This window comes from Clostridium homopropionicum DSM 5847 (genome assembly GCF_001263795.1).
GTDB lineage: Bacteria > Bacillota > Clostridia > Clostridiales > Clostridiaceae > Clostridium_H > Clostridium_H homopropionicum.
In genome coordinates, this window is sequence record NZ_LHUR01000010.1 from 140,872 (window position 1) to 165,906 (window position 25,035).

The following is a 25,035-nucleotide window of genomic DNA, read 5'->3' on the forward strand; positions in this document are numbered from 1 at the left end:
ATGCATTTATTTGTAAAGAAAAATCAGCCATATATCTTTATATTCTCAAATTTTTTAATTTGACTTGCAAATAATAAAGCTTCTACTTTAAAATACTCTAAATTGCTGATGAAGCTAACATAGACTCTTTTATCCAAGGCTTCAATTTCATTAATAAACTCTATTACATTTCCAAGGATATCCTTTTTATAGATCTCATCAATTTCAATATGTATATCTTTAAATTCATATTCTTTACTTATTTTTATAATTTCATTTTTAATTAGATTGTTTAAATAAGTTAGCTTTATCTTTTTTCCTTTACCCCTACATAGACTACAATCATCTTCAATATAATCATATATAGATTTACCTCTTCTTTTTCTTGCTATTTGAACTAGATTTAATTGAGTAAAAGGATACACAATAGTTTTTTTCTTATCATTTTTGAAAGCTTCTTTTAAGGTTTGAATTATTCTCTTTCTCTTTTCATTACTTTCAATATCTATAAAATCAATAACAATAATGCCTCCCAAATTTCTTAACATTATTTGCCTTGCAATTTCTTTTGCAGCCTCTAAATCAGTTGAAAATGCAGTTTTATCTATTGAAGTTTCCTTAGTATTTTTGCTTGAATTTACATCTATTACATACATTGCTTCCGTTTTTTCTATTATAATGTTTCCTCCACTTGGTAATACAACTTTACTATTTCTTAGAGAAAGCAGTTCCTTTTCAATATTATATAAGCTAAAAATACTTTGGGGATCTTTATGTAGTTCTAGACTTAAATTTATATCTGATTTGTTTTTTATAAATCTTTCAATATGACCATAGTCCTCTTGACTATTAACTATTATTTTACTAGTATCTTCATTGATTACATCTATTAATAATCTTCCTAAAGCACCCCCTCCATTATATAGAAGCCCCAGCTTTAATGAGTGCTTTCCCTGTTTCAATATTCTCAAATAGCTATCATATAATTCTTCAAGTTCTCTGTTTATATCTTCTATAGTACTATTTAGAGCATTAGTTCTCACCATTACTCCAACATCAGAAGGCTTATTGATATTCTCATGAACATACTCTATAAATTGAGTATTCCCTTCTATTTTCTTTGAGAAGTTTATCTTATTATTATGTGAAATTAAGATTACATACCTTCCTGGGACACTAATTTGACTTGTTACCTTAGCACCTTTTTCACCAGTAGCTTCTTTCATTATCTCAACTATAACTTCATCGCCAACTTTAATTTTATCATTGTCAAATTTATGATGTAGCAACATATAGGCATTTTTCTTACACCCAATATCTATAAATGCACACTTTATAGATGCAACAATATTTTTAACTACCCCTTTATAAAGTTCTCCTGGTGATGGTTCTGAATTATCTTCTTCAATAAGACATTCCTTTAAACTTCCATTTTCTTTTATGGCAATTCTTAAAGAATCCTTCTCTCTTTCAATAAATATCTCTTCCAAATTTCTCACCTCAATTGATAAATCTAAAAAAATTTTAGATTTTTATCATTTATCGTATATCCATCTATAAACATTTTATTTATAATATCCATTAGTGCCTTACTATCTGATAATGCCCTATGTCTATCGTTAATAGGTATTTTTAGAAAGGTCAAAGCTTTATCTAGTGAAATATTTTGATTAAAATTATAAAATTCTACAAACTCTTTTGATAAGTCCATGTAATCATCTTTGAGTAAAGGTATAGCTATACCCTCATTTCTACATACCATTTTTAATGTATCATATTCAGCTTTTCCCCAAGAAATCCAAATTGTTTCCTTAGGAATATATATTTTTTTAATTTTTTCAAATACTTCACGTAAATCCATTCCCTTTTCTATATCTAGATGATTGAATCTGTCAGAATAAATACTATGTCTATTTTTATTCTTACATTTCAAAAACTCATTTGGTCTAACAAGACTAGTAAATTCCTTTACCATATTCTCACTTCTAAATATAAGTCCTACTTCTACAATTTCTTGTATATACTTTTTAGCCTTATTATTTATTGTTTTTGTAGTAATAAACTCAAAGTCTACTGCTAACAAATTATATGGAACAAAAATCTCTTTATCCTCATGCGTAAAATATAAGCTCATTAAAAAAATTATTCTCCTTAGAATATATAATTTTAATTCTATAGAACGCGATTTAAGGGAACTAATTTTTTCCCTTTAAAGGCATACATTTCTTGCCTTTCTATATCAATAAAGGCTTCCTTATTTATATCATGAATATTATTTCTAAAATATTCTCCAAGCAATTGTGCAGAAAGATTTTCTTTACTTCCGCATGCAACTAATACTTCTAAAATCAGAAGATTATCTACGATTCTATAATCTATGTCTTTAATAAGTTCCTTTATATTCACTGTCTTTTCTTCTTTTTTTCCCTTCTTTGTGGCAAGCCATTCTTTAAGATTTAATATATCTTTTATCTCCTCTTCTATTTTTGTTGCATCCACTAACTTAAACTTTAATATGTATCTGGCAGCTTCTACAGCCGCCATAGCCTGAGGAACTTTTTTATCTTCTTCCTTTATCTTTTTTGCATCTAAGAACCTAATGGTACTTGGAGCATTTTTATTTAAAGCTTCCTCTATATATTTTTCTTCTATTTCTTCATTAAAATGAACATCCATATACTCGCCCTTTGAATATACTCCTACAGCTAGAGGTTGGGCAATAGATAGTGCCATATGAGGATTAAATCCTCTAGAATACTCAACAGGAAGCTCTGATCTTCTGATTATTCTTTGAATAGTTCTCATTAATTCTAAATGGGAGACATATTTAATGTCACTACCTTTCGTATATTTAATTAAATATCGCATTCTCAAAACACGCTCCCTCTTTAAAATTTTCTCTTGAGTTCATGCCGCAATTTGCACAACCTAATCTGCAATCAGGAGTAACTTCTGCTTTTTTAGCTTTTTCATTCTCTTTTATTAGGAATTCCTTTGAAACTCCAATATCTATGAAATCCCATGGCAATACTTCATCATAATCTCTTTCACGGAATGTGTAAAAGTCACCTTCTACTCCACACTCTTTCATGGCTTCAAGCCAAATGTCAAAATTGAAATATTCTCCCCATCCGTCAAACTTTGCTCCCTTTTGGAAGGCTTTAATAATAACATCACAAAGCTTTCTGTCTCCCCTTGCAATGACAGCTTCCATATAGCTGACAGGAGTTTCATGCCAGTTGTAAGAAATTTGCTTACTCTTAATTGAACTTCTTAAGGTTTTTATTTTTTCTCTAACAGTTTCCATTCTATCTTGAGCTGCCCATTGGAATGGTGTAAAAGGCTTAGGTACGAAAATTGATGTGCTTAAAGTAACCTTTAATCCTTTTTTTCTAACTTCCTTAGGGACTTTATAATATTCACTAACTACCTTTTGTCCTAGATCAGCAATTCCAGCAACATCTTTCATAGTCTCATATGGCAGACCAATCATAAAGTAAAGCTTAATAGTTGACCAGCCAGATTTAAACGCATTAGATACCGAATCCATTAAATTTTCTTCAGTAACTCCCTTATTTATTATATCTCTCATTCTCTGGCTTCCAGCTTCTGGAGCAAAGGTTAAGCCAGTTTTTCTTACCTTTTGAATTTCATTTATTAAATCCACTGAAAAAGAATCTATTCTAATAGAAGGCAAGGATACTCCTACCTTTTTATCATTATATTTTTCTATTATCGACCTTATTAGCCTCTGTATATCAGAGTAATCACAAATACTCAAGGATATTAATGATACTTCTTCATATCCAGTAGCTTTTAAAAGTTTATCAACCTGTTCCATTAATTTATCAGTGGTTTTTTCTCTAACAGGTCTATATACCATTCCAGCTTGGCAAAATCTGCATCCTCTAGTACAACCTCTAAAGGTTTCAATAGTTACTCTATCATGAACTATCTCTCCATACGGAACTAGAAGCTTATCAGGGAAATCTACTTCTTCAAAATTCCTTACTAATGCTTTATGAACTACCCTTGGCACATCTTCATACTTTGGCTTAAACTCCCTTATAGTTCCATCCTCTTTATAGCTTACTTCATAAAGACTTGGAACATATATTCCTCTGCTTCCTGCAGCTTTCCTTAAAAATTCCTTTTTATTAAGCCCATTTTTCTTACATTTCTTATATAAATCCATTAAATAATTAAGCTGTTCTTCTCCTTCTCCAATTGCAAATATTTCTGCAATATCATAAAGAGGCTCTGGATTATATGCACAAGGACCGCCGCAAATTACAATAGGATCTTCCTCTTTTCTTTCCGAAGCTCTTATAGGAATTCCCGCCATATCCAGCATATTCAGAATGTTCGTATAGCTCATCTCGTATTGAAGGGTAAAGCCTACAAAATCAAATTCCTTCAAGGAATCTTTAGTTTCTAAGGTATACATAGGAATATTATGCTCCCTCATTTGTTTCTCCATATCCGGCCAAGGGGCAAAAGCTCTCTCACAAAAGGTATCTTCTCTTTTATTTAAAGTATAATAAAGTATCTTTGTTCCTAGATGAGACATTCCTACTTCATAAACATCAGGAAAACAAAAGGCAAATCTTATTTCAACAGCTTTTTTATCTTTATTAAATGAATTTAATTCTCCACCAGTATATCTAGCAGGCTTTTCAACCTTATATAATATATCATCTGAAATTTTGTTCATGTACTTTCCTCCTAAGTTAATTGGCATAATTGAATCACTACATTTTACCATAAAATTATATAAAAATAAATTGCATGATTATATATCTTTATTACATTCATTGTTCCAACTATTCCATTGATCAATTGTCTTTTTCGCAAATTTGTCCATTTTGTCTATTTCATCGGTATTTTTTAAATATTCTTCTATACTTATATTCCCATAGATCTTAATAGCTTCAATAAGCTCACCTTCATATATAACATTTACAGCTTTCATTTCACTATTAAGTATTATAAATATATTATACTTATTTTTATCAATAATACTCAAAGCTTCTAATAAGCTCTTTTTTAAGTGCATTGATATACTTCTATTTTCAATATACCCTTTTTTGTTAAATTTATATTTCTTATTAATTATATCTCCCATAATCAAATAAACTATCCTTTCTTTTTCTTTATAAGAAGCAATAATTATAAATACTCCTAGTACCATCATGCTTATGCTTCTTTTGTCGAATATAAGCAATATCAGTGAATATAATGTTATTAGTACTCCAAGAACAATGCTAATTTTAACAGTAATTTTATTAGCATTTTTATAATATGTCTTAAAAGAAAATAAATCTCTTACTATCCTTCCTCCATCTAACGGAAAAGCCGGTATAAGATTAAATATACCTAATGCTAGATTACTCATAACTAGATATTCATAATAATAGTTGTAATGGAACTTACTTATTAAATAAAAAATAGCCGCTAAAAATAAATTAAATAAGGGTCCACTTAAAGAAATAATCATATCTTCTTTAGGATCTGCTTCGTCTAAATCTTTTAATCTAAGCACAGCTCCTATAGGAAGGATTTCTATATAAAATCCTTTAAAACCCAATTTCTTTGCGACTATAAAATGTACTAATTCATGAAGAAATACAAGAATAAACGATATTAGTAATTTCCCTTTGAAGCCAATGATAATTAAAAGTATTATATAAGGAAAAAATAATTTACTTATTTTTATTACTAACTCATGTCTTTTTTTCATATTTTTAATTATAGTTTCCTATAATACTTTCTAATCCATTGTTTTGTCCCATGAAAAGCACCTGAAAATGTACATAGTTTTCAGAAGCATTACTCATACCTATGGCTTCACCTTTTTTTACTACATTACCATTTTGAACTTGAATAGATCCTAAGTTTGAATAAACAGTTTCTATTCCTTCACCATGATCCATTATGATATATTTCCCTAACTTATCATCTTCACCGCATTCCTTGACTTTTCCCTGAAAGCTTGCAAAAACTTTCTCTGATTTATTGGCTGTAATGTCAATTCCGTCTTTGCCTTTGCTTATTATCTCTCCCTTTATTGGTAAAGAAAACTGATTTTTTATCTTTTCTCTAATAGTTTCTCCTCCAGTTATTTTTGATTTCAAATTATCAATGACTTCTATAGCCTTATCATGTAAATTATCTCCCGTACTGATAAGCTTTATCTGATCTATTATTCTTACGTAATCCACATTATTACTAACTATACTCTTTGAAAAACTATAAACTGCCTGAGTTTGAGGTGTTTCATATACCCTGCAAAATATTAGCAGCATAGCCATTAATAGCACTCCAAGTAATTCTTGAGTCAATCGTCTTGCTATCCAATTTTCCTTCTTACTTCCGCTAAAGCTACTATTTAATGAATTTACATTACTATTTCTTTTGTTAACTATTGAATTATAGTAGCTCTCATATTGAGAATTATAGTGTCCCATTATACTCCCCCTAGAAATTTATCACTATAATATATATTTATTTAATTTCTTTTGTATTACATTTATTCTAAAAACTTAGTATTAGAGGCAAAAAAAGAGCAGCATTTTTTTGCTACTCTTTTTTATCTAATAGATTTAATATATTCCTTTAGAATTTAGGTAATTCTTATATTTAGTATCTGTTTTAAGTATGTGATTTTCTATCCAATCAGCAATAAAAACTAAAATATCCATAGATACTTTATGTTGATTTTCATCAATATCCTTCTTTGATAATTCTAATATCTTATCGAAAAATTCTCTGTGTTTTTTTACATGACTATCATACTCTTCATAGCCGTTGTTTTTCATCAGCTTTTCTTCAAAATCAAAATGGTATATAGCATACTTTTGAAGTTCAAATAAAGAACTCATTATCTCATCGTAATGATCAAATCCATCCTTAATTGACACAATATCGTATACCTTTTCTCCCAATTCAAATAATCTTTTATGCTGAGAATCAATCTCAGCAATGTTGCAGCTATAAGCATCTTTCCACTTAAACATTATTCCCCAACTCCTCAAATATTTATTCCCCATTTTATTTTAAAGACAATTATAGCATAATATATGTTAACTTTGCCGCAAACTTTAGAGCTTTACAATAATTTAACAAAGAATAAATATTTCTGAGTTTCAATCTATTTTAATGAACTTAAATAAATTTTCAAAACATCTTCTTCATATAATTTTTTGAAATTTCCCTGTGGTCCTCTCTTTGTAGCCTTCGCTGCCATTTCTTTTAGTTTATCTTCTCCTATGCCTACTTCTGTTAATGTAGACGGAATTCCCAAGCTTATGAAAAACTCCTTAGTCCTTTTAATAGCATCTCTAGCAATAGTAATCTTTTCTTGTGTTTTATCTATATCCCATACGTTCACACCATATTCAACAAATTTATCTAAAGTTGAATCATCTAATACATATGTCATCCAGTTTGGAGTAAGTATTGCAAGACCAACTCCATGAGTAATATCATAAATTGCACTTAGCTCATGTTCCATTCCATGGGTAGCCCAATCAGTTACTTTTCCATAAGTCAATAAATTATTTAAAGCTAACGTAGAAACCCACATTAAGTTTGCTCTTGCTTCATAATTTTCCGGATCATTAATAGCTATAGGTCCATATTTTATACATGTTTTAAGCAACGCTTCTGCCATTCTATCTTGTATGTAAGCACCTTCTGTAGTGCTAAAATACTGTTCAAAAATATGGCTCATTATATCTGCTGTTCCTGCGGCAGTCTGTGTTTTTGGCACAGTAAAAGTATTAACTGGATCCAATATTGAAAACTTTGGTTTTAATGCTTCTCCATAGGTTAAAAGCTTTTCTTCTGTATCAACATTACTTATTACTGCATTCCCATTCATTTCTGAACCTGTTGCAGCTAAAGTAACCACTGTACCTAATGGTAAAGCGTTCTTAATCCTTGCCTTACCAATAAAGAAATCCCAAGGATCTCCATCATAATAACAGCCTGCTGCAATGGTTTTACTGCAGTCTATTACACTTCCTCCACCTAAAGCTAAAATAAAGTCCACATTGTTTTCTTTGCAAATTTTTATTCCTTCTCTTACAGTTGTTACTCTTGGATTAGGATCTACGCCACCTAGTTCAAAATATTCTATATTATTTTCTTTTAATAAATTAACTACTTTGTCATAAATTCCATTAGACTTTATACTTCCGCCACCGTAAGTCATTAGAATTTTTGATCCATATTGCTTGATAAGCTTTGGAAGGTTATCCATTTTCCCCTTTCCAAAATAAATATTTGTTGGAATTGAATAATTAAAGTTTAACATGTCTGTTCCTCCTAATTAAAAAAATTTTTTCTTAAGCTTTTTATAAGCTATATATATATGAGTTATTAATTCTTTATCTAATACTTATACCATATATTTTTGTCTAATTGTAGTGGTTTAATAAATTTTTTAATAAAAATATTTATACCCCTAGATATTATTTCTAAGGGTATAAATACTTTTACTATAATTGATTTATTATTTGATTAAATGTAGTATACATAAATGTCTGCTCTTCTATAATATGCTCTAATAAAGTCTGCCATACCTTATCTTCTGTACCATAAGCCTTAACTTCCATTAAGACTCTAAGGAAATACTCATCTCTTCTTAAAAATTCATACACAGTTCTTTTTACTTGTTGTACATAATAGAAATTCATGAAATTAAAAGCCGATCTATTTCTTAATTCTTTGGTTTCTTCATTTAAATCTTTAAAAATCTTGTTTACATTATTAAGATTATCTATTATGTTCTTAGGTAAATCTTTGTTTGTTAGTTTTGCCACCGTTTGAATAAAGATAGGATGTTCACTAGAAATCTCAGTCCATAATAACAATTCATTAATAACACAGTTAATTCCACTTACATAAGTATAGCAATACAAGGTTTTACCTCCAAATAATAATACACAATAATATAATATTGAATTCAATAAATTAGGTGAAAACTTATTATAAAAAATATAAAAAAAGCTCTCTTAGTATATAAAATACCAAGAAAGCTTTATATTTGGGATATCCATTAATTATACTAGTTTTCTATTATGCTTGTCATCTGTAATGTATAATCAGCATTTTTACTTGCTCTCTTATTATACTTATTAAGAATAAAATAAGAAATAGCCAAAGCTAAAATTCCAACTAAGAAACTTAATAGCTCATAATTTGCAAACCCCATGGATTGAAATATCTTTGTTCCAATACTTATTCCAAGAGCTAACATAATAAGAGGAAATACATATACCCATAGAAGCATTGTATTAAAAGCCTTTTGATTCATCTCAACCTTTACTTTATCTCCTGTTTTTGCTCCAAGAGTATTCTTTATATCAGTAGTAACAGAGGATACCTCACATCCAGCTTTACAGTGAGCACAATTTTCTCCGCAACCAGATCTTCTTTGAAAAACTACAGATGCATATTCTCCATGAATAGACGCTACATATCCGATTTCTGTCATATTATCAACTCCTAAATAACATTTTGTATAATTAATTATACCATAATCGTAGGATTTTTTACATTTTATTAAGAATTTTTTATTTTGAACATTTTGTTAATCTACGCTAAAATACCTTAGTAGACCATTCTTCACAATTCCAAACCTCAGTTACTACATCTTCATAGAATTCTGGTTCATGGGATACTAAAAGAATGCTTCCCTTATATTCCTTCAAGGCTCTTTTTAATTCTTCTTTTGCATCAACATCAAGATGATTTGTAGGCTCATCAAGAATCAATATATTAGTTTCTTTATTTATTAGCTTCGCCAATCTTACCTTTGCCTGTTCTCCACCACTTAAAACCATTACTTTGCTCTCAATGTGTTTAGTAGTAAGTCCACATTTAGCTAAAGCAGCTCGAACCTCATACTGTGTATATCCTTGAAATTCACTCCAAAACTCTTCGATACATGTATGTTTATTATTTTTGCTTCCTTCTTGTTCAAAATATCCAATATATTGATATTCCCCTTTATGAACCTTACCACCTAATGGGTTTATATCACCTATTAAACTCTTTAATAAGGTAGTCTTACCAATTCCATTAGAACCACGAAGAGCAATTTTTTGACCTCTCTCCATTCTCAAATTTAATGGTTTAGACAAAGGCTCATTATATCCTATAACTAAGTCTGTTGTCTCAAAAATTATTTTTCCTGAGGCTCTAGCAGATTTAAAGTTAAATTGTGGCTTTGGTTTCTCCTCCGGAAGTTCTATAACATCCATTTTATCAAGCACCTTCTGTCTTGATTTGGCTCTACCTGTAGTAGATATTCTTGCTTTATTTCTTGCAATAAAATCCTCTAATTTTTCTATTTCCTGCTGCTGTCTTTTATAAGCTGCCTCTAATTGTCTCTTGTTGGCTTCATATATTCTTAGAAAATTATCATAATCTCCAACATATCTTGTTAATTCCTTATTTTCCACATGATATATTAGATTAATAACACTATTTAAAAAAGGTATATCGTGAGAAATTAATATAAAGGCATTTTCATAATCTTGAAGATATCTTTTAAGCCAAACTATATGCTCCTCATCTAAATAATTTGTAGGCTCATCTAGTAATAGTATATCCGGTTTTTCAAGTAACAACTTTGCAAGCAATACCTTAGTTCTTTGCCCTCCACTTAGTTCTGTTACATCTCTATCTAATCCAATATCCTTAAGTCCTAAACCTCCTGCTATTTCTTCAACCTTTGACTCAATTGAGTAAAAGTCATTATTATCCAGCATATCTTGAATGTTTCCCATCTCTTCAAGTAGCTTTTCTAATTCCTCTGGAGTAGCATCTCCCATTTTATCAGTAATTTTAAGCATTTCTTCTTCCAAATCAAAAAGGTATTTAAAGGCTCCCTTTAATACATCACGAATAGACTGCCCTTTCTCTAACACTGCATGCTGATCTAAATATCCAACTCTAACCTTATTTGACCATTGGATTTCACCTTCATCTGGCATAAGCTTATTAGTTATAATGTTCATAAAGGTAGATTTTCCTTCCCCATTAGCACCAATAAAACCAACGTGTTCTCCTTTTAAAAGTCTGAAAGATACATTTTCAAAAATCGCTCTATCTCCAAAGCCATGACTCATATTTTTAACTGTTAATATACTCATTTTTTCTCTCCTTAAAGATGAATAATTTAAAGCTTTATTCCATAACAAAGTATATTTTAAGGTATATTTGTATGGCTTGTCAAAAGAAAAAAAGCAGCACTATAAATTTATTATAGTACTGCTTTTTTTATATTTTATACTATTCCTTGAGCCATCATTGCTTCCGCAACTTTTATGAATCCAGCTATATTTGCTCCTACTACATAATTATCTTCAAATCCGTATTTTTTAGCTGCTTTAACTGAGTTTTCATATATATTTTTCATTATATTCTTTAATTTTGCATCTACTTCTTCAAAAGTCCAAGAATATCTCATGCTATTTTGAGACATTTCTAAGGCAGAAACAGCAACTCCACCAGCGTTAGCAGCCTTTGCAGGTCCAAATAATACTTTATTATTTAGGAACACATCTATTGCTTCTAGTGTAGATGGCATATTAGCTCCTTCACCAACAGCTATTACTCCATTCTTAACTAATGTTTTAGCATCTTCTTCATTAATTTCATTTTGAGTTGCACATGGAAGAGCTATATCACATGGTATACTCCATACACCCTTACCTTCAGTGTATTTAGCTTGTGGATGATATTTAACGTATTCAGTTAATCTCTTTCTCTCAACTTCTTTAATCTTCTTTAATGTATCTAAGTTGATTCCGTTTTCATCGTAAATATATCCATTAGAATCACTACAAGTTATTACTTTTCCACCTAATTGATGAACTTTTTCTATAGCATAAATAGCAACATTGCCAGCTCCTGATACAACTACTGTTTTGCCTTCAAAGTTTTTGCCTTTTCCTTTTAACATTTCATCAACAAAGTAAACTAATCCATATCCAGTTGCTTCTGTTCTTACAAGACTTCCACCATAAGTTAATCCTTTTCCTGTTAAAACGCCTTCATAAGAGGTTTTCAATCTTTTGTATTGCCCATACATATATCCAATTTCTCTTCCACCTACTCCAATATCCCCTGCAGGCACATCCATATCTTGTCCTATGTATTTAGAAAGTTCAGTCATAAAGCTTTGACAAAATCTCATTATTTCTCTATCAGATTTTCCTTTAGGATCAAAATCTGAACCACCTTTTCCTCCACCTATAGGAAGTCCAGTAAGAGAATTTTTAAATATTTGCTCAAAGCCTAAGAATTTTATAATACTTAAGTTTACGCTTGGATGGAATCTTAATCCTCCCTTGTAAGGTCCTATGGCACTATTAAATTGAACTCTAAACCCCCTATTAACTTGTACGTTTCCCTTGTCATCTGTCCAAGGAACTCTAAACATTAATTGTCTCTCTGGTTCAACAATTCTTTCTAAAATTCCATTTTCAACGTACTCAGGATGCTTTTCAAATACTGAAATTAAAGAATTAAAAACTTCTTTTGCTGCCTGATGAAATTCTACTTGCCCCTCATTTCTTTTTAATAAATCTTCATAGACTTTTTCTACATATTGTTTTGCTTGCATTAAATAGCCCCCCTAAATAATTATTATTATGCTTTATATAATAACACAATTTTTTGTTATTTTTTATAACTTTTTAAAATAACTGGGGGTAAAATTGTCATTTTAATAATAAAACATACCTAATTTCTCAAAATTCATAAAGTTTTACATCTAAGATGTTAATTCGCTAACTTTTTCTCAATAAAATTATGAATTTGCTAAAAATTTCATTGCTTTTAACTAAAATGGTATCTAAATTACACTTTTTAATACAATTATAAAAATATTCCTTCATAAATCTGACCAACTTCTTTAGAGATGTTTTTATCCAAAATTATTTCATTATTTATACATTTTATCTTTTCTTTAGGTATTGAATAAATATCTTTAATTTGACTTTTTAAATATTCACTTGATACTATTATTTTTTTTGCTTCATAAACAAGTGTCCACTCTGTAGAAGAAATAAATCTTCTACTGTCAGTATTAATTGATCCATTTCTTTCAAACTCAGTGGAATGTACATTACACACTAACGGAATATTATATGCCCACTTAATTGTTTTAGCTGCAAATGAAGTATGCCAGTCATGAGCATGAATTAAATCTGGTTTTCCGTATTTTTCAATAATTCTGATACATTCTTCAAGCATAGAAAAGTTTACTTGTAAAACCCATTTTGTGTAATCTTCTGTATATGGGAAAGATGCTTTTACTCTAGCTATAAAAATTCCATTCTGATCTTCTTTTATTGGGCACATATTATTTTCAATGGTTATTAAGTGGATTTCATGTCCCAAATCAATTAATCCTTTAGCTAAAAAATACACATAATCTGAAATGCTCCCAGTACATGGAGGATATTTAAAAGTAAGCATTATAATTTTCATAAACATTTTCTCCTCTAAAACAATTTAATTCCTAATACTATATTATAATCCATTTTATGTAAAATAACTATAAAAATAAAGCTAGTATTTTTCTCTACTAGCTTTATTTTTCTCATATTATGAGTGTTTTAGTAGTTATTATAAATCTAGAATTGTTTTCGATATTATACGAACTCAACTATCTCTTAAAATATAGCCTATTTTTCTTTTTTTAACATTTCTGCAATTGCTGCGATGCTGCCAAGTGATGATACTGTTTCATTTGGAAGTATCAACTTATTAGCTGGGGATTTAGCCATCTCTATTAAGGCTTCCACCTGTTTTAAAGCAATAACCGTTTCATTTGTTCCTGATTCTAAAATTGCCTTGTTTACTCTATTTATTGCTTCTGCTTCTGCATTAGCAATAATTTCTATTGCCCTAGCTTTACCTTCAGCTTCAAGTAATTGTGATTCACGAAGACCTTCTGCACGTCTTATATTAGCCTCTTTTTCTGCTTCTGCTTGAAGAATAACAGCTCTCTTTTCACCTTCAGCTCTTTCAATTTCACTTTGTTTTTGTCCTTCTGCTTGTAGAATTGTAGCTCTCTTATCTCTTTCTGCCTTCATTTGTTTTTCCATAGCCATTTGGATTTCATTTGGAGGCATTATATTTTTAATTTCTACTGATAATATTTTTATTCCATAAGCATCTGTAATTTCATCTATAATCTGAAGAAGCTTTAAATTAATTTTGTCTCTACCTGATAAAACCTCATCAAGTGTCATATCTCCCACAATATTTCTCATATTGGTTATAGTTGAATATACTATACCTGATGTATAATCTTCAATGTTATATACAGCGTCTTTTGAATTCAAAATTTTATAAAAAATAACATTATCAATAGATATTTTAACATTATCCTTTGTAATAACCGATTGAGGTTCAATATCAAGAATTTGTTGCTTTGTAGAAATTTTGCGTCTAACAAAGTCTGCAAATGGGATTGTAAAATGCCAACCTGGCTCAAGGGTTCTGTGATATTGCCCAAATCTTTCAACAATATACACGTTACCAGTATTTACTACCTTAATACTTGACAACACTGCCGCTAAAACAATAATTAGCAAAATAATTCCTATAATACTTATAATACTTGGCATACTTAACACCATACCTTTCTTTTATTAATTAATTTTTTTAATTACAAGTCTATTTCCTTCAATTCCAATTATTTTTACCTTATCACCTTTTTTTATTTCTTCTCCCTCATTCTTAACTGTCCAATAAATTCCCTGGAACTTTATAGTTGCTTTTTCATTTACATCTGAATCTGCATGAAATTCATCGCCAATATATTTTTCTTCCATAGTTGGAGTTATAGGAACTGTTTTCTGTATTGTTCTTTTTACAATGGGATAACCTATAGCCATAAGAACAGAGCTTATTCCGATGAAAGTAATTAATTGAATTGAAAATGTATAGTTAAATAAAGCTAATACTGTTGCTACAATTCCACCTACTGTAAACCAGACAAATAAGAAGCTACTAGTTATTAAATCAATCGCTAAGGCTATGGCAGCAATTATTATCCATAATAACACATATTGCCACATTTCATTTCCTCCCCCCATATATTGTTTAAATTACTTCATATCTATTATACTATAAAATCAGCTTAAATAACATCATATATAATTTTTTCCATAATTTAAGAATTCTACGACGTAAAATTCTTGAGGTACTAGGTTCTAGTAATTGAAATAATTAAGCAGAGCTTAATTATGAAATCCCCAATTGTAGCAAGCTACAATATGCGATAGTAGTTTCGCCTAAGCAAAACATCTTTCACTAGTACCTAGAACCTCGCACCTAGTACCTAAGAAAAATGCATCGCATTTTTCTTAAATTGTAATTAAGTATAATCTCAAGAATCGTTGACAAAATATATTCTTAAGAGTTAAAGTTTAATAGTAAAATTTAATTAAATTAACATATGGAGAGTGAAACTAATGAATTATATTAGAGTGTCCGCTGCATGTCCCGTTACAAAAGTTGGAAATATTTCTTTTAATTTAACTAATATAAAAGAATGTATAGATAATTCTATAAAAGAAAATTCAAAACTCATTGTTTTTCCTGAGCTATCAATAACTTCATATACTTGTGCAGATCTATTTCTGCAACAGCACTTAATTGATGAAAGTATGAAAGCAATAAAGGATCTTTGTGATTTTTCTATAAATAAAGATATATTAATAGCTGTTGGTGCTCCTCTAATGAAAAACTATTGTTTATATAATTGTGCTTATATAATTTATAGTGGTAAAATTCTTGGAATTGTACCTAAAAGCTATATTCCTAACTACACTGAATTTTACGAAAAACGTTGGTTTACTCCTGGGAAAGATATTATAGATGATATAATAAACTTGTCTTTTCAAGATAACATTCCATTCGGTGTAAACTTAATATTTGAAAGTGGCGCCTTTAAATTTGCTTTTGAAGTCTGTGAAGACTTATGGACAGTAATTCCACCAAGTTCATATTTAAGTCTATTAGGTGCTAATATAATTGGAAACTTATCTGCATCTAACGAGTTAGTTTCTAAAGCCAATTATAGAACATCTATTGTAGAATCTCAAAGTGCTAGATGCATGTGTTCTTATGTTTATTCATCCTGTGGAGTATTCGAATCTACTACTGATTTAGTATTTAGCGGACACTTGTTAATTAGTGAATATGGCAGAATTTTAAATGAAAATAAAAGATTTCAAAGAGAAAATGAAATTATTTCTTATATAATAGATGTAGATAAGCTAAATAATGAAAGAATTAAAAATATAAGCTTTAGAGATAGTGCCAATATAAGCACATATAAGGCAAAAGTAATTAACTTTAATTTTGAAAATACACTTCCAATAAATTTTGATAAGTTTATTGATAAACATCCTTTTGTTCCTTCAAATCCTTACGAAAGAGAGGAACGTTCTAGAGAAATATTTAATATTCAAGCTGCTGGTTTAGCAAAAAGACTAACTCATACAGGAATTGAAAAAGCAGTTATTGGTATTTCTGGTGGGCTTGATTCAACCTTAGCTTTACTTGTTGCAGTAAAAACTTTGGATATGCTTAATTTGCCTCGAAAAAATATTATAGCTATTACTATGCCAGGGTTTGGAACCACAGACAGAACTTATAATAATGCTATTTCTCTTTGCACTGAACTAGGCGTTGAAATTAGAGAAATAAATATAGTAGAAGCTTGCCTTAAGCACTTTAAAGATATTGGTCATGCAGCTGAAATTCATGATGTAACCTATGAAAATGTTCAAGCAAGAGAAAGAACTCAAATATTAATGGATTTATCTAATAAAGAAAATGCCTTATTGGTTGGTACTGGTGATTTATCTGAGCTTGCTTTAGGATGGGCTACTTATAACGGAGACCATATGTCCATGTACTCAGTAAATTGTTCAGTACCTAAAACTCTTGTTAGATATTTAGTAAAGTATGTGGCTGAAAAGGAAGTAAATAAGGAAGCTAGCGCAGTACTTTTAGACATTTTAGATACTCCTGTAAGTCCTGAACTTCTTCCCAAAGATACTAGTGGAGAAATATCTCAAAAAACTGAAGATATAGTTGGTCCTTACGAACTTCATGATTTCTTCTTATATTATTTTATAAGACAAAATGCTTCACCTGAGAAAATAATGTTTTTAGCAAAAGAAGCTTTTAAATATGACTACGATACTGAAACTATAAATAAATGGTTTAATAAATTTATAAGGAGATTCTTTACTCAGCAATTTAAACGCTCTGCTATACCTGATGGTCCAAAGGTCGGTACCATTAGTCTTTCTCCTAGAGGAGATTGGAGAATGCCTTCAGATGCAGATTATTCACTTTGGCTTCCTTAAAAATAATAAGGAATAAATCATTAACCTATGATTTATTCCTTATTATTTTACTTGTATATATCTACAACAAGTCCAGTAATTTCATCAATAGTGCTTGCAATGGCCAGGTTGTCCTTCTCTTCATTTAAAAGCATTTGTGTTAACTCCTCGAGCTTAGCATCTATAGTTTCAACTGTAATGAAGTACTGTGTTTGCCAAAAGCTAATATCCTTCTTTATCCCATACATATAATAAAGTACTGATTCCAAATACTCTCTAATCATTCTTTTATATGCAGCTACATCCCCATAACATTTAGAAACTGTTAACCTATTTCCCTTCTTTTTAATATTTTCAATCATTTCTTTAAGTTGCTGTTCGGATTTTCTTTGGTGGGCAAAGCTGAAGCTTTGTGAAAAATCTTTTTTGCTTGAAATTATTTTTTTTTCTGAACTTACTTGAGAACCTCGCCTTATCCTAGATATTTCCATCAATTCACCTCCAAATAACAACTTTACTTATATTATATAGCATATTACTGCAAAAACAAAGCATCCTTTACTAATGACATTTGCTTGTAACTTAATATAGGATTATAATAATGTAAGCAATAAAAAGTTTAAAGGGTGATCTCATGAAAAAATTACTAATTATGTTTATTAGCTTTTTTAAAATAGGAGCCTTTACTTTTGGTGGTGGATACGCTATGATCCCCATAATTGAAGCAGAGGTAGTAAATAAAAAACGATGGCTAGAAAAAGAAGAATTCCTTGATATACTTGCAATTTCCCAAAGCTTTCCCGGGGCTCTTGCAGTGAATTCTTCAATATTTATTGGGTATAAAATTGGTGGTATCTTAGGTGGAATTCTAGCTCTACTAGGTGTTGTACTTCCATCATTTTTCATAATACTAATCGTAGCAATATTCTTCCAACAATTTAGAAATAATCCAACTGTTGAATTAGTATTTAAAGGAATATCTGCTGCAGTGCCAATGTTAGTTTTAGTTGCAGTAATTAGCCTTTCAAAGTCAGTAAATAAAAATTTAATAAATTTAGCAATTGTTCTTTTCACAGTAATAGCCATTTCTTTTTTAAAGATACATCCTATTCTAGTAATAATCCTCTCCGCACTGTATGGTCTAATTTTTTTAGGAAAGAAGGTTAACTAATGAAATTACTAATAAACCTTTACCTTACCTTTTTAAAAATTGGAATGTTTAGCTTCGGAGGCGGTTACGCAATGCTCCCTTTTATTGAAAAGGAGGTTCTAATTAATCACAAATGGATTGATTCAAAAACATTTATAGATATAATCGGAATATCTCAAATGACCCCTGGTCCCGTAGCAATAAATTCAGCTACTTTTATCGGATATAGAATGAGTGGGATATTGGGCAGCATAGCTGCAACCTTAGGTGTAGTAAGTTTTTCCTTTTTATTAGTATCTATAGCTAGTCATTATGTAATAAAATTCAAGAAATCTAAACATTTAAAAGCAGCTCTTCTTGGGATGAGACCTGCTCTAATTGGTCTTATTATTTCTGCATTCTTATCCTTGGCTAAAATATCTTATAATATAAAAGATTTTAAAAGCATAATCATTGGGACTATTATAGGATTTTTTCTTTTTAAAACAAAACTTCATCCAATTTTAATAATATTATTATCTGGTTTTTTGGGAATTATATTTTGGTACTAAAAATATATTTAAGAAGTAATGATTAAAAGTAATATTTTCATTGCCAGTATAGAATAATAAGAACGAGGTGATTTTTATGTTTTATTCAGAGAAAACTGAGCAGATTATACAAGACTTTAAAACCAATTCTTCAAATGGACTTACTACTTCAGAAGTAGAACAAAGAAGGAAAGAATACGGTTTAAATAAACTAGCAACTGAAAAAAAACAAACTATAATTCAAAGATTTTTTGCTCAAATAAATGATATTCTTATATATATTCTAATTGCTGCAGCAATTATTTCTGCCCTTGTAGGTGAAATTAGTGATTCAGTTATTATAGGAATAATAATATTATTAAATGCCATCATAGGAATAATTCAGGAATCTAAAGCTGAAAAATCTTTAGAAGCCTTAAAAAGCTTATCCACTCCAAAAGCTCTTGTAAAAAGAGATATGGAATTAAAGGAGATATCTTCTGAGGATATTGTTCCTGGAGATATTGTAATTATTGATGCTGGAAGATATGTTCCTTGTGACTTAAGACTTATTGAATCTGCTAATCTTAAAATTGAAGAATCATCTCTTACAGGTGAATCTATACCCGTTGATAAAAATGCTGATTTAGTATTGGAGAATTTAAACACCCCTTTAGGCGATCAAAAAAATATGGCATTTATGTCTACTCTTGTTAGCAACGGTCGTGGTGTTGGAATAGCAGTAAATACAGGAATGAAAACTGAAATAGGTAAAATTGCCTCAATGTTAAAGGAAAACAAAAATGAATTGACTCCTCTTCAAAAGAGATTAGAGCAGCTAGGTAAAATACTAGGTATTGCAGCCATTTGCATTTGTACTATTATATTTATAATTGGGCTTATTCAAGGTAGAGATTTATTTGAACTTTTTTTAACATCAATTAGTTTAGCAGTTGCCGCTATTCCAGAGGGAATGCCAGCAATTGTTACTATTGTTCTTGCTCTTGGAGTTCAAAGAATGATAAAGGAAAATGCCATAATAAGAAAATTACCTGCAGTTGAAACTTTAGGTTCAGTAAATATTGTATGTTCAGATAAAACTGGCACTTTAACTCAAAACAAAATGACAGTAACAAAATTTTATTCAGATAATAGTTTAAATGATATTGAACAGCTAGACTACTCAAATCCTGTTCACAGATTACTTTTAGAAAACATAGTCTTATGTAATGATGCAACTTCTTCAAAAAACAATGCTACAGGTGATCCTACAGAAATAGCACTATTAAATGCTGGTTTAGCACATAACATTTTTAAGGAAGATTTAGAAAGAAACCATAAAAGAATAGATGAAATTCCTTTTGATTCAGATAGGAAGTTAATGACAACTGTTAATACTTATGATAATAAATATTATGTAATGACTAAAGGAGCTATGGATAATTTATTAAGGCTTTGTAATACTGTATATATACATGGTGAAATTATTCCATTAACAGAAGATCAGAAAAATCAAATTCTCTCCTCTGCCTCATTAATGTCAAAGGAGGCTCTAAGGGTTCTGGGATCAGCTTTTAAGATACTATCAAATTCCCATGTAGAAATAGATGCTCTAGAAAAAGATTTAACTTTTATAGGCTTAGTTGGAATGATAGATCCTCCAAGACTAGAAGTTAAAGACTCTATAGCTCTATGTAAAAAAGCAGGAATTTCTACAGTCATGATAACTGGTGATCACAAGGACACAGCCTTTGCTATTGCTAAAACTTTAGATATAACCAAAGATAAGGAAAAAATTATTTCAGGCTCAGAGCTTGACAGTTTGTCTGAAGAAGAACTTAATGAGATAATCCCAAACATAAGGGTTTTCGCAAGAGTATCTCCAGAACACAAGGTTAAAATAGTAAAAGCCTTTAAGTCAAAAGGAAATATAGTATCCATGACCGGAGATGGTGTAAATGATGCCCCTTCCTTAAAAATAGCTGATATAGGAGTTGCTATGGGTATTACAGGCACTGATGTGGCAAAAGGTGCTTCAGATATGATACTGACAGATGATAACTTTTCAACAATAATATCTGCCATTGAAGAAGGAAGAAATATATATAGAAATATTAAAAAATCCATATTGTTTCTACTATCTTGCAACATGGGAGAAATAATTGCAATATTTATATCCATACTAATAGGATGGTCTTCTCCTTTAAGACCTATACATATTTTATGGATAAATCTTGTAACTGACTCCCTTCCTGCACTAGCCCTAGGAGTTGACCCAAAAGATGTTAGTGTTATGAATGATACACCTAGAAGTCCCAAAGAAAGTATCTTCCATGGAGTATTATGGAATCTTGCTTTTAATGGATTACTAATTGGTTCTCTTACCTTAATTGCCTTCTATATTGGGAGGATTAGATATTCAAATTCTCTATTGCATGCACAAACTATGGCATTCATGGTAATGAGTATCTCTGAATTAGTTCACTCCTTAAATGTAAGAAGTACAGACAAATCTATTTTCAAACTTGGTTTTTTTACTAACAAATTACTATTAGGTTCCATTTTAATAGGAATATTATTGCAAACTATGATTTTATTTATTCCTATACTAAGAAATATTTTTAGTGTTTATATGCTTAACCTATATGATTGGTCCTGGATAATCGCTCTAAGCTTAACACCTCTAGTAGTAAATGAAATAGTAAAACTATTTAAAAACTCAAAGTAAATCTTAATTTTTTAAACCAGTAACTAGTACTAACAAACTAACTAATTACTGGTTTAATATTATTTTATATATTCTTTAGATACTTTAATATACAGCTTTTCAATTTATTTTTACCTTATCTTATAACAGTTCCAAATCATACACTAGCATCCTCATATGTGAATAATTTACTTGATTCATAGAAAAGTTTACTATATAATACTATATGTAGTGTGTCATTTCATATTGTTCACTATATGTAGTACCTTAAAGGAGGATTAAAATGGATTCCATAAAAAAAATACTTATTAGATATTATACTAAGGAATTGGAAAAGGATAGTTCAAAAACAGTTTATGATTTGTTTCAATGGAAAAAAGTAGATGTAATATTAAAAGATTATAAAACTGGTGAAACCTTAACCGATATGAGAAGCTTAGAATTTCCTATAAATTTCTCTCAAAACGCATGTGATATCATAGCTTCAAAATATTTTAGGCGTACCGGTGTTCCAAATAAGCTTGGTTATGAGAACAGCATGAAAATGGTAGCTCATAGATTAGTAAACTTTTGGCTTGAGGCTCTAAAGGATGAAAAAATAATCACCACAGAGGAAGAAGCTAAAATTTATTACGATGAGATGGTTTATGGACTATTGAGCCAAATGTATGCACCAAATTCTCCTCAATGGTTTAATACTGGGTTATCCCTATCATACGGAATAAAGGGCTCAAAACAAGGAAATTATTATTATAGCGAAAAAGATAATTCAGTAGTTGAGAGCTTAGATGCCTATTCAAGAACCCAAGCATCTGCCTGCTTTATTTTATCTATTGAAGATAAGCTTCTAGGACCACATTCCATTTCAGAGCAATACGTAACTGAAACAAGACTATTTAAAGGTGGTTCTGGTACTGGTACTAATTTTTCTCACCTTAGAGCTAAAGGAGAGCCTCTTTCTGGAGGTGGCTTTTCATCAGGTCTTATGAGTTTCTTAAAAGGACTTGATAGAAATGCTGGTGCTATAAAGTCTGGGGGAACAACAAGACGTGCTGCTAAAATGCTTTGCCTTGATGTAGATCATCCTGAAATTATGGACTTTATAACCTGGAAGGCTAAAGAAGAGGATAAGGTTAGAGCTTTAGGTAAGATGGGCTATGACATTAGCTTTGAGGGAGAAGCTTATGAAACTGTTTCCGGTCAAAATGGAAATAACTCAGTAAGATTTTCTGATGATTTCATGAGAAAAGTAAATAATCTTTCTATTAACTCTGACGCTAAAATAGAACTAAAAGGCAGAGTAAGTAACATAGTAAATAAAACCCTACTTGTATCTGAGTTATGGGATGCCTTTAATAAATCTGCTTATGAATGTGCCGACCCTGCACCTCAATTTGATGACATTTTTAATGCTTGGCATACTTGTCCATCAGGAGAAGATGGTGTATTTAATGCTCCATACAATAGGATAAATTCAACAAATCCTTGCGGAGAATATGCATTTTTAGATGATACTTCATGTAATCTTGCTTCCATTAATATTTTTAATTTCTACAATATAAATAAAAAAGAATTTGATTTGGATGGATACATACATATGGTAGGGCTTATTCAATTAGCTTTAGAAGCATCTATCCATTGGGGACAGTTTCCAACTGAAGATATAGCAAGAAAAACATATCTTTTTAGAACAACAGGCCTTGGTATAGCCAACTTAGCTTCACTATTTATGGCAATTGGATACCCTTATGATTCCGATGAAGCCAGAGCCCTTGCTTCTGCCTTAATAGGAATACTAACTGGTTATTCATATTATATTTCTTCATTAATGGCTAAGGAGGTTGGAAGTTTTAATAAGTATGAAATAAACAAGGAACATATGTTAAGAGTTATTAGAAACCATTCTAGAGTAGCCGGCGCTCTTGATTCAGCTTATGAAAACTTAAATTACGAACCTATTAAAGTTGATCATAACTTACTTAATAATAAAAACCATAGTAAATTAAGTGTTACTTTAAAGGAAATTTGGAAAAATGCTCTTAAATCTGGTGAAAAATACGGCTACAGAAATGCCCAGGTATCGGTTATGGCTCCAACCGGAACTATCTCCCTTGCTATGGATTCTGGTGCTACATCCATTGAACCTTTCTTTAGTCATGTAGTTTATAAAAAGCTCTCGGGTGGTGGCTTTATGACTATTGTAAATCCTGTTTTAGAAGTATCGCTTAAGAATCTTGGATACACTGATCAGGAGATTGATGACATTGTAAACTATATTATGCGAAAAGAAACTATAGAAGAAAATGGATTTGAATATGAAAAAATAGTTGATGGAAAAATTGAAGGAGCCCCTCATTTAAAAGAAGAACATCTCCCAATTTTTGATACTGCCAATAAGTGCGGAAGTGGTAAAAGGTATATTGCCCCAATGGGTCATGTTAAATTAGTTGCAGCTATTACCCCACTTATTTCTGGAGCAGTTTCAAAAACTGTAAATCTTCCTAAAACGGCAACTATTGATGAATTTAAATCGGTAACTCTTAATTCATGGTGCCTAGGAGTTAAGGGAATAACTCTATATAGAGATGGTTCCAAAGCTAGCCAGCCTCTAAATACAAGTCTTTCAGAGGATGGAAGTAAAAGAATTGAAGATTTGAATTATTATGAGCTATTAGATAAAGTTCGAGACCTTCAATCTAAACATCATTATTCTAAGAGGGATAAACTAATAGGAATAAGACAAGGTACTACTCATCCTGCTCAAATTGATGATGTTAAAATATATACTACTGTTAATAGAAATACTGAAGGGGAAATTTCAGAAATATATATAACTACTGATAGAGAAGGAACTATAATTACTGGATTATTAAATTCTCTTTCAAAATCAATTTCCGTAATGCTTCAATACCATGTAGCACCGCAAGACATCGCTAGAATGCTTAGAGGACAAAAATATGAACCATATGGTTATGTAAAGAAGCATCCGTATATAAAATACGTAACATCTATTTCAGACTTAATTAGTAAAATAATTGATATAGAACTTGGGGATTTTACAAGGTGTCAAGTAAAAGATGAAGAGTATATGGCAAAAACCTTAAATGCTAATTTTAGAAATTCTTATACTGCTCCTAAACCAGAAGATATTAGTCAGGAGGGAGAACGTCTATATGATAGTATTTGCCCAACCTGTTCAAGTACCCGAATGGTTAAAAACGGTACTTGTAAAGTTTGTCTTGATTGCGGCTCCACAACAGGATGCAGCTAAAGATACTATTAATTCATAAGTAATAAATAGAT

General features: G+C 30.3%; 21 protein-coding genes. 5 read left to right on the plus strand and 16 right to left on the minus strand.

What is annotated here, in order from left to right; genetic code table 11:
* Positions 1–23: 23 nt before the first annotated feature.
* The 15 genes from CLHOM_RS01965 to CLHOM_RS02035 form a co-directional block, all read right to left on the minus strand.
* Positions 24–1,478 carry an Rne/Rng family ribonuclease gene (locus CLHOM_RS01965; protein ID WP_423230621.1) on the minus strand — a complete coding sequence of 485 codons (1,455 nt, stop codon included), beginning with the start codon at positions 1,476–1,478 and terminating at the stop codon, positions 24–26.
* A 14-nt stretch (positions 1,479–1,492) separates the two neighbouring features.
* Entirely contained in the window at positions 1,493–2,113 is a 621-nt protein-coding gene (locus tag CLHOM_RS01970) for an exonuclease domain-containing protein (RefSeq protein ID WP_052220003.1), read from the minus strand.
* A gap of 38 nt (positions 2,114–2,151) precedes the next feature.
* Positions 2,152–2,853: a TIGR03936 family radical SAM-associated protein gene (locus tag CLHOM_RS01975; RefSeq protein WP_052220004.1), complete on the minus strand. Its 702-nt coding sequence runs from the start codon at positions 2,851–2,853 to the stop codon at positions 2,152–2,154.
* Complete coding sequence (locus tag CLHOM_RS01980; RefSeq protein WP_052220005.1) at positions 2,831–4,693, minus strand: TIGR03960 family B12-binding radical SAM protein; 1,863 nt, start codon at positions 4,691–4,693, stop codon at positions 2,831–2,833. The genes CLHOM_RS01975 and CLHOM_RS01980 overlap by 23 nt, the downstream gene beginning before the upstream one ends.
* 78 nt (positions 4,694–4,771) lie before the next feature.
* On the minus strand, positions 4,772–5,719 hold the full coding sequence (locus tag CLHOM_RS01985; protein WP_052220006.1) for a M50 family metallopeptidase: 948 nt from the start codon (positions 5,717–5,719) through the stop codon (positions 4,772–4,774).
* A 4-nt stretch (positions 5,720–5,723) separates the two neighbouring features.
* A complete protein-coding gene (locus CLHOM_RS01990; protein WP_052220007.1) occupies positions 5,724–6,446 on the minus strand; it encodes a M23 family metallopeptidase in 723 nt (240 codons plus the stop codon).
* 135 nt (positions 6,447–6,581) lie between these two features.
* Positions 6,582–6,995 (minus strand): bacteriohemerythrin, encoded by a 414-nt coding sequence (locus CLHOM_RS01995; RefSeq protein ID WP_052220008.1) that lies wholly within the window; start codon positions 6,993–6,995, stop codon positions 6,582–6,584.
* A 134-nt stretch (positions 6,996–7,129) separates the two neighbouring features.
* Positions 7,130–8,296, minus strand: coding sequence for an iron-containing alcohol dehydrogenase (locus CLHOM_RS02000; RefSeq protein WP_052220009.1), 1,167 nt, complete (start codon positions 8,294–8,296; stop codon positions 7,130–7,132).
* Between the two features lie 184 nt (positions 8,297–8,480).
* A complete protein-coding gene (locus CLHOM_RS02005; RefSeq protein ID WP_052220010.1) occupies positions 8,481–8,903 on the minus strand; it encodes a DUF2935 domain-containing protein in 423 nt (140 codons plus the stop codon).
* A gap of 146 nt (positions 8,904–9,049) precedes the next feature.
* Complete coding sequence (locus CLHOM_RS02010; RefSeq protein ID WP_052220011.1) at positions 9,050–9,478, minus strand: SoxR reducing system RseC family protein; 429 nt, start codon at positions 9,476–9,478, stop codon at positions 9,050–9,052.
* 106 nt (positions 9,479–9,584) lie between these two features.
* Complete coding sequence (locus CLHOM_RS02015; RefSeq protein ID WP_052220012.1) at positions 9,585–11,141, minus strand: ABC-F family ATP-binding cassette domain-containing protein; 1,557 nt, start codon at positions 11,139–11,141, stop codon at positions 9,585–9,587.
* Between the two features lie 134 nt (positions 11,142–11,275).
* The gene (gene gdhA / locus CLHOM_RS02020; protein ID WP_052220013.1) at positions 11,276–12,616 is read right to left on the minus strand and encodes an NADP-specific glutamate dehydrogenase; all 1,341 of its coding nucleotides are present in this window, start codon (positions 12,614–12,616) and stop codon (positions 11,276–11,278) included.
* Positions 12,617–12,870: 254 nt separating this feature from the next.
* Positions 12,871–13,485 carry a glycosyltransferase family 4 protein gene (locus CLHOM_RS02025; RefSeq protein ID WP_052220014.1) on the minus strand — a complete coding sequence of 205 codons (615 nt, stop codon included), beginning with the start codon at positions 13,483–13,485 and terminating at the stop codon, positions 12,871–12,873.
* A 197-nt stretch (positions 13,486–13,682) separates the two neighbouring features.
* Positions 13,683–14,630, minus strand: coding sequence for an SPFH domain-containing protein (locus tag CLHOM_RS02030; protein WP_161803188.1), 948 nt, complete (start codon positions 14,628–14,630; stop codon positions 13,683–13,685).
* Positions 14,631–14,654: 24 nt separating this feature from the next.
* Positions 14,655–15,083, minus strand: a complete 429-nt coding sequence (locus CLHOM_RS02035; protein ID WP_082204337.1) for an NfeD family protein — start codon at positions 15,081–15,083, stop codon at positions 14,655–14,657.
* 396 nt (positions 15,084–15,479) lie between these two features.
* Between CLHOM_RS02035 and CLHOM_RS02040 the strand changes: the two genes are divergently transcribed.
* Entirely contained in the window at positions 15,480–17,387 is a 1,908-nt protein-coding gene (locus tag CLHOM_RS02040) for an NAD(+) synthase (protein ID WP_052220016.1), read from the plus strand.
* 47 nt (positions 17,388–17,434) lie between these two features.
* Here the strand turns inward: CLHOM_RS02040 and CLHOM_RS02045 are convergent, their stop codons facing one another.
* A complete protein-coding gene (locus CLHOM_RS02045; RefSeq protein ID WP_052220017.1) occupies positions 17,435–17,857 on the minus strand; it encodes a YaaR family protein in 423 nt (140 codons plus the stop codon).
* A gap of 143 nt (positions 17,858–18,000) precedes the next feature.
* Here CLHOM_RS02045 and CLHOM_RS02050 point away from each other — a divergent pair, with 143 nt between their 5' ends.
* The 4 genes from CLHOM_RS02050 to CLHOM_RS02065 all read left to right on the plus strand — a co-directional run bounded on the left by CLHOM_RS02050 (position 18,001) and on the right by CLHOM_RS02065 (position 25,003).
* A complete protein-coding gene (locus CLHOM_RS02050; RefSeq protein WP_052220018.1) occupies positions 18,001–18,537 on the plus strand; it encodes a chromate transporter in 537 nt (178 codons plus the stop codon).
* Positions 18,537–19,067 (plus strand): chromate transporter, encoded by a 531-nt coding sequence (locus CLHOM_RS02055; RefSeq protein WP_052220019.1) that lies wholly within the window; start codon positions 18,537–18,539, stop codon positions 19,065–19,067. The genes CLHOM_RS02050 and CLHOM_RS02055 overlap by 1 nt, the downstream gene beginning before the upstream one ends.
* A 76-nt stretch (positions 19,068–19,143) precedes the next feature.
* Entirely contained in the window at positions 19,144–21,753 is a 2,610-nt protein-coding gene (locus CLHOM_RS02060) for a cation-translocating P-type ATPase (protein WP_052220020.1), read from the plus strand.
* 262 nt (positions 21,754–22,015) lie between these two features.
* A complete protein-coding gene (locus CLHOM_RS02065) occupies positions 22,016–25,003 on the plus strand; it encodes a vitamin B12-dependent ribonucleotide reductase (protein WP_052220021.1) in 2,988 nt (995 codons plus the stop codon).
* Positions 25,004–25,035: the final 32 nt, after the last annotated feature.

Coding starts and splice junctions, on each gene's coding strand:
- CLHOM_RS01970 (WP_052220003.1), bottom strand. CDS start 2,113: ATGAGCTTATATTTTACGCATGAGGATAAAGAGATTTTTGTTCCATAT.
- CLHOM_RS01980 (WP_052220005.1), bottom strand. CDS start 4,693: ATGAACAAAATTTCAGATGATATATTATATAAGGTTGAAAAGCCTGCT.
- CLHOM_RS01985 (WP_052220006.1), bottom strand. CDS start 5,719: ATGAAAAAAAGACATGAGTTAGTAATAAAAATAAGTAAATTATTTTTT.
- CLHOM_RS01990 (WP_052220007.1), bottom strand. CDS start 6,446: ATGGGACACTATAATTCTCAATATGAGAGCTACTATAATTCAATAGTT.
- CLHOM_RS01995 (WP_052220008.1), bottom strand. CDS start 6,995: ATGTTTAAGTGGAAAGATGCTTATAGCTGCAACATTGCTGAGATTGAT.
- CLHOM_RS02000 (WP_052220009.1), bottom strand. CDS start 8,296: ATGTTAAACTTTAATTATTCAATTCCAACAAATATTTATTTTGGAAAG.
- CLHOM_RS02010 (WP_052220011.1), bottom strand. CDS start 9,478: ATGACAGAAATCGGATATGTAGCGTCTATTCATGGAGAATATGCATCT.
- CLHOM_RS02015 (WP_052220012.1), bottom strand. CDS start 11,141: ATGAGTATATTAACAGTTAAAAATATGAGTCATGGCTTTGGAGATAGA.
- gdhA (WP_052220013.1), bottom strand. CDS start 12,616: ATGCAAGCAAAACAATATGTAGAAAAAGTCTATGAAGATTTATTAAAA.
- CLHOM_RS02025 (WP_052220014.1), bottom strand. CDS start 13,485: ATGAAAATTATAATGCTTACTTTTAAATATCCTCCATGTACTGGGAGC.
- CLHOM_RS02030 (WP_161803188.1), bottom strand. CDS start 14,630: ATGCCAAGTATTATAAGTATTATAGGAATTATTTTGCTAATTATTGTT.
- CLHOM_RS02035 (WP_082204337.1), bottom strand. CDS start 15,083: ATGTGGCAATATGTGTTATTATGGATAATAATTGCTGCCATAGCCTTA.
- CLHOM_RS02040 (WP_052220016.1), top strand. CDS start 15,480: ATGAATTATATTAGAGTGTCCGCTGCATGTCCCGTTACAAAAGTTGGA.
- CLHOM_RS02045 (WP_052220017.1), bottom strand. CDS start 17,857: ATGGAAATATCTAGGATAAGGCGAGGTTCTCAAGTAAGTTCAGAAAAA.
- CLHOM_RS02050 (WP_052220018.1), top strand. CDS start 18,001: ATGAAAAAATTACTAATTATGTTTATTAGCTTTTTTAAAATAGGAGCC.
- CLHOM_RS02055 (WP_052220019.1), top strand. CDS start 18,537: ATGAAATTACTAATAAACCTTTACCTTACCTTTTTAAAAATTGGAATG.
- CLHOM_RS02060 (WP_052220020.1), top strand. CDS start 19,144: ATGTTTTATTCAGAGAAAACTGAGCAGATTATACAAGACTTTAAAACC.
- CLHOM_RS02065 (WP_052220021.1), top strand. CDS start 22,016: ATGGATTCCATAAAAAAAATACTTATTAGATATTATACTAAGGAATTG.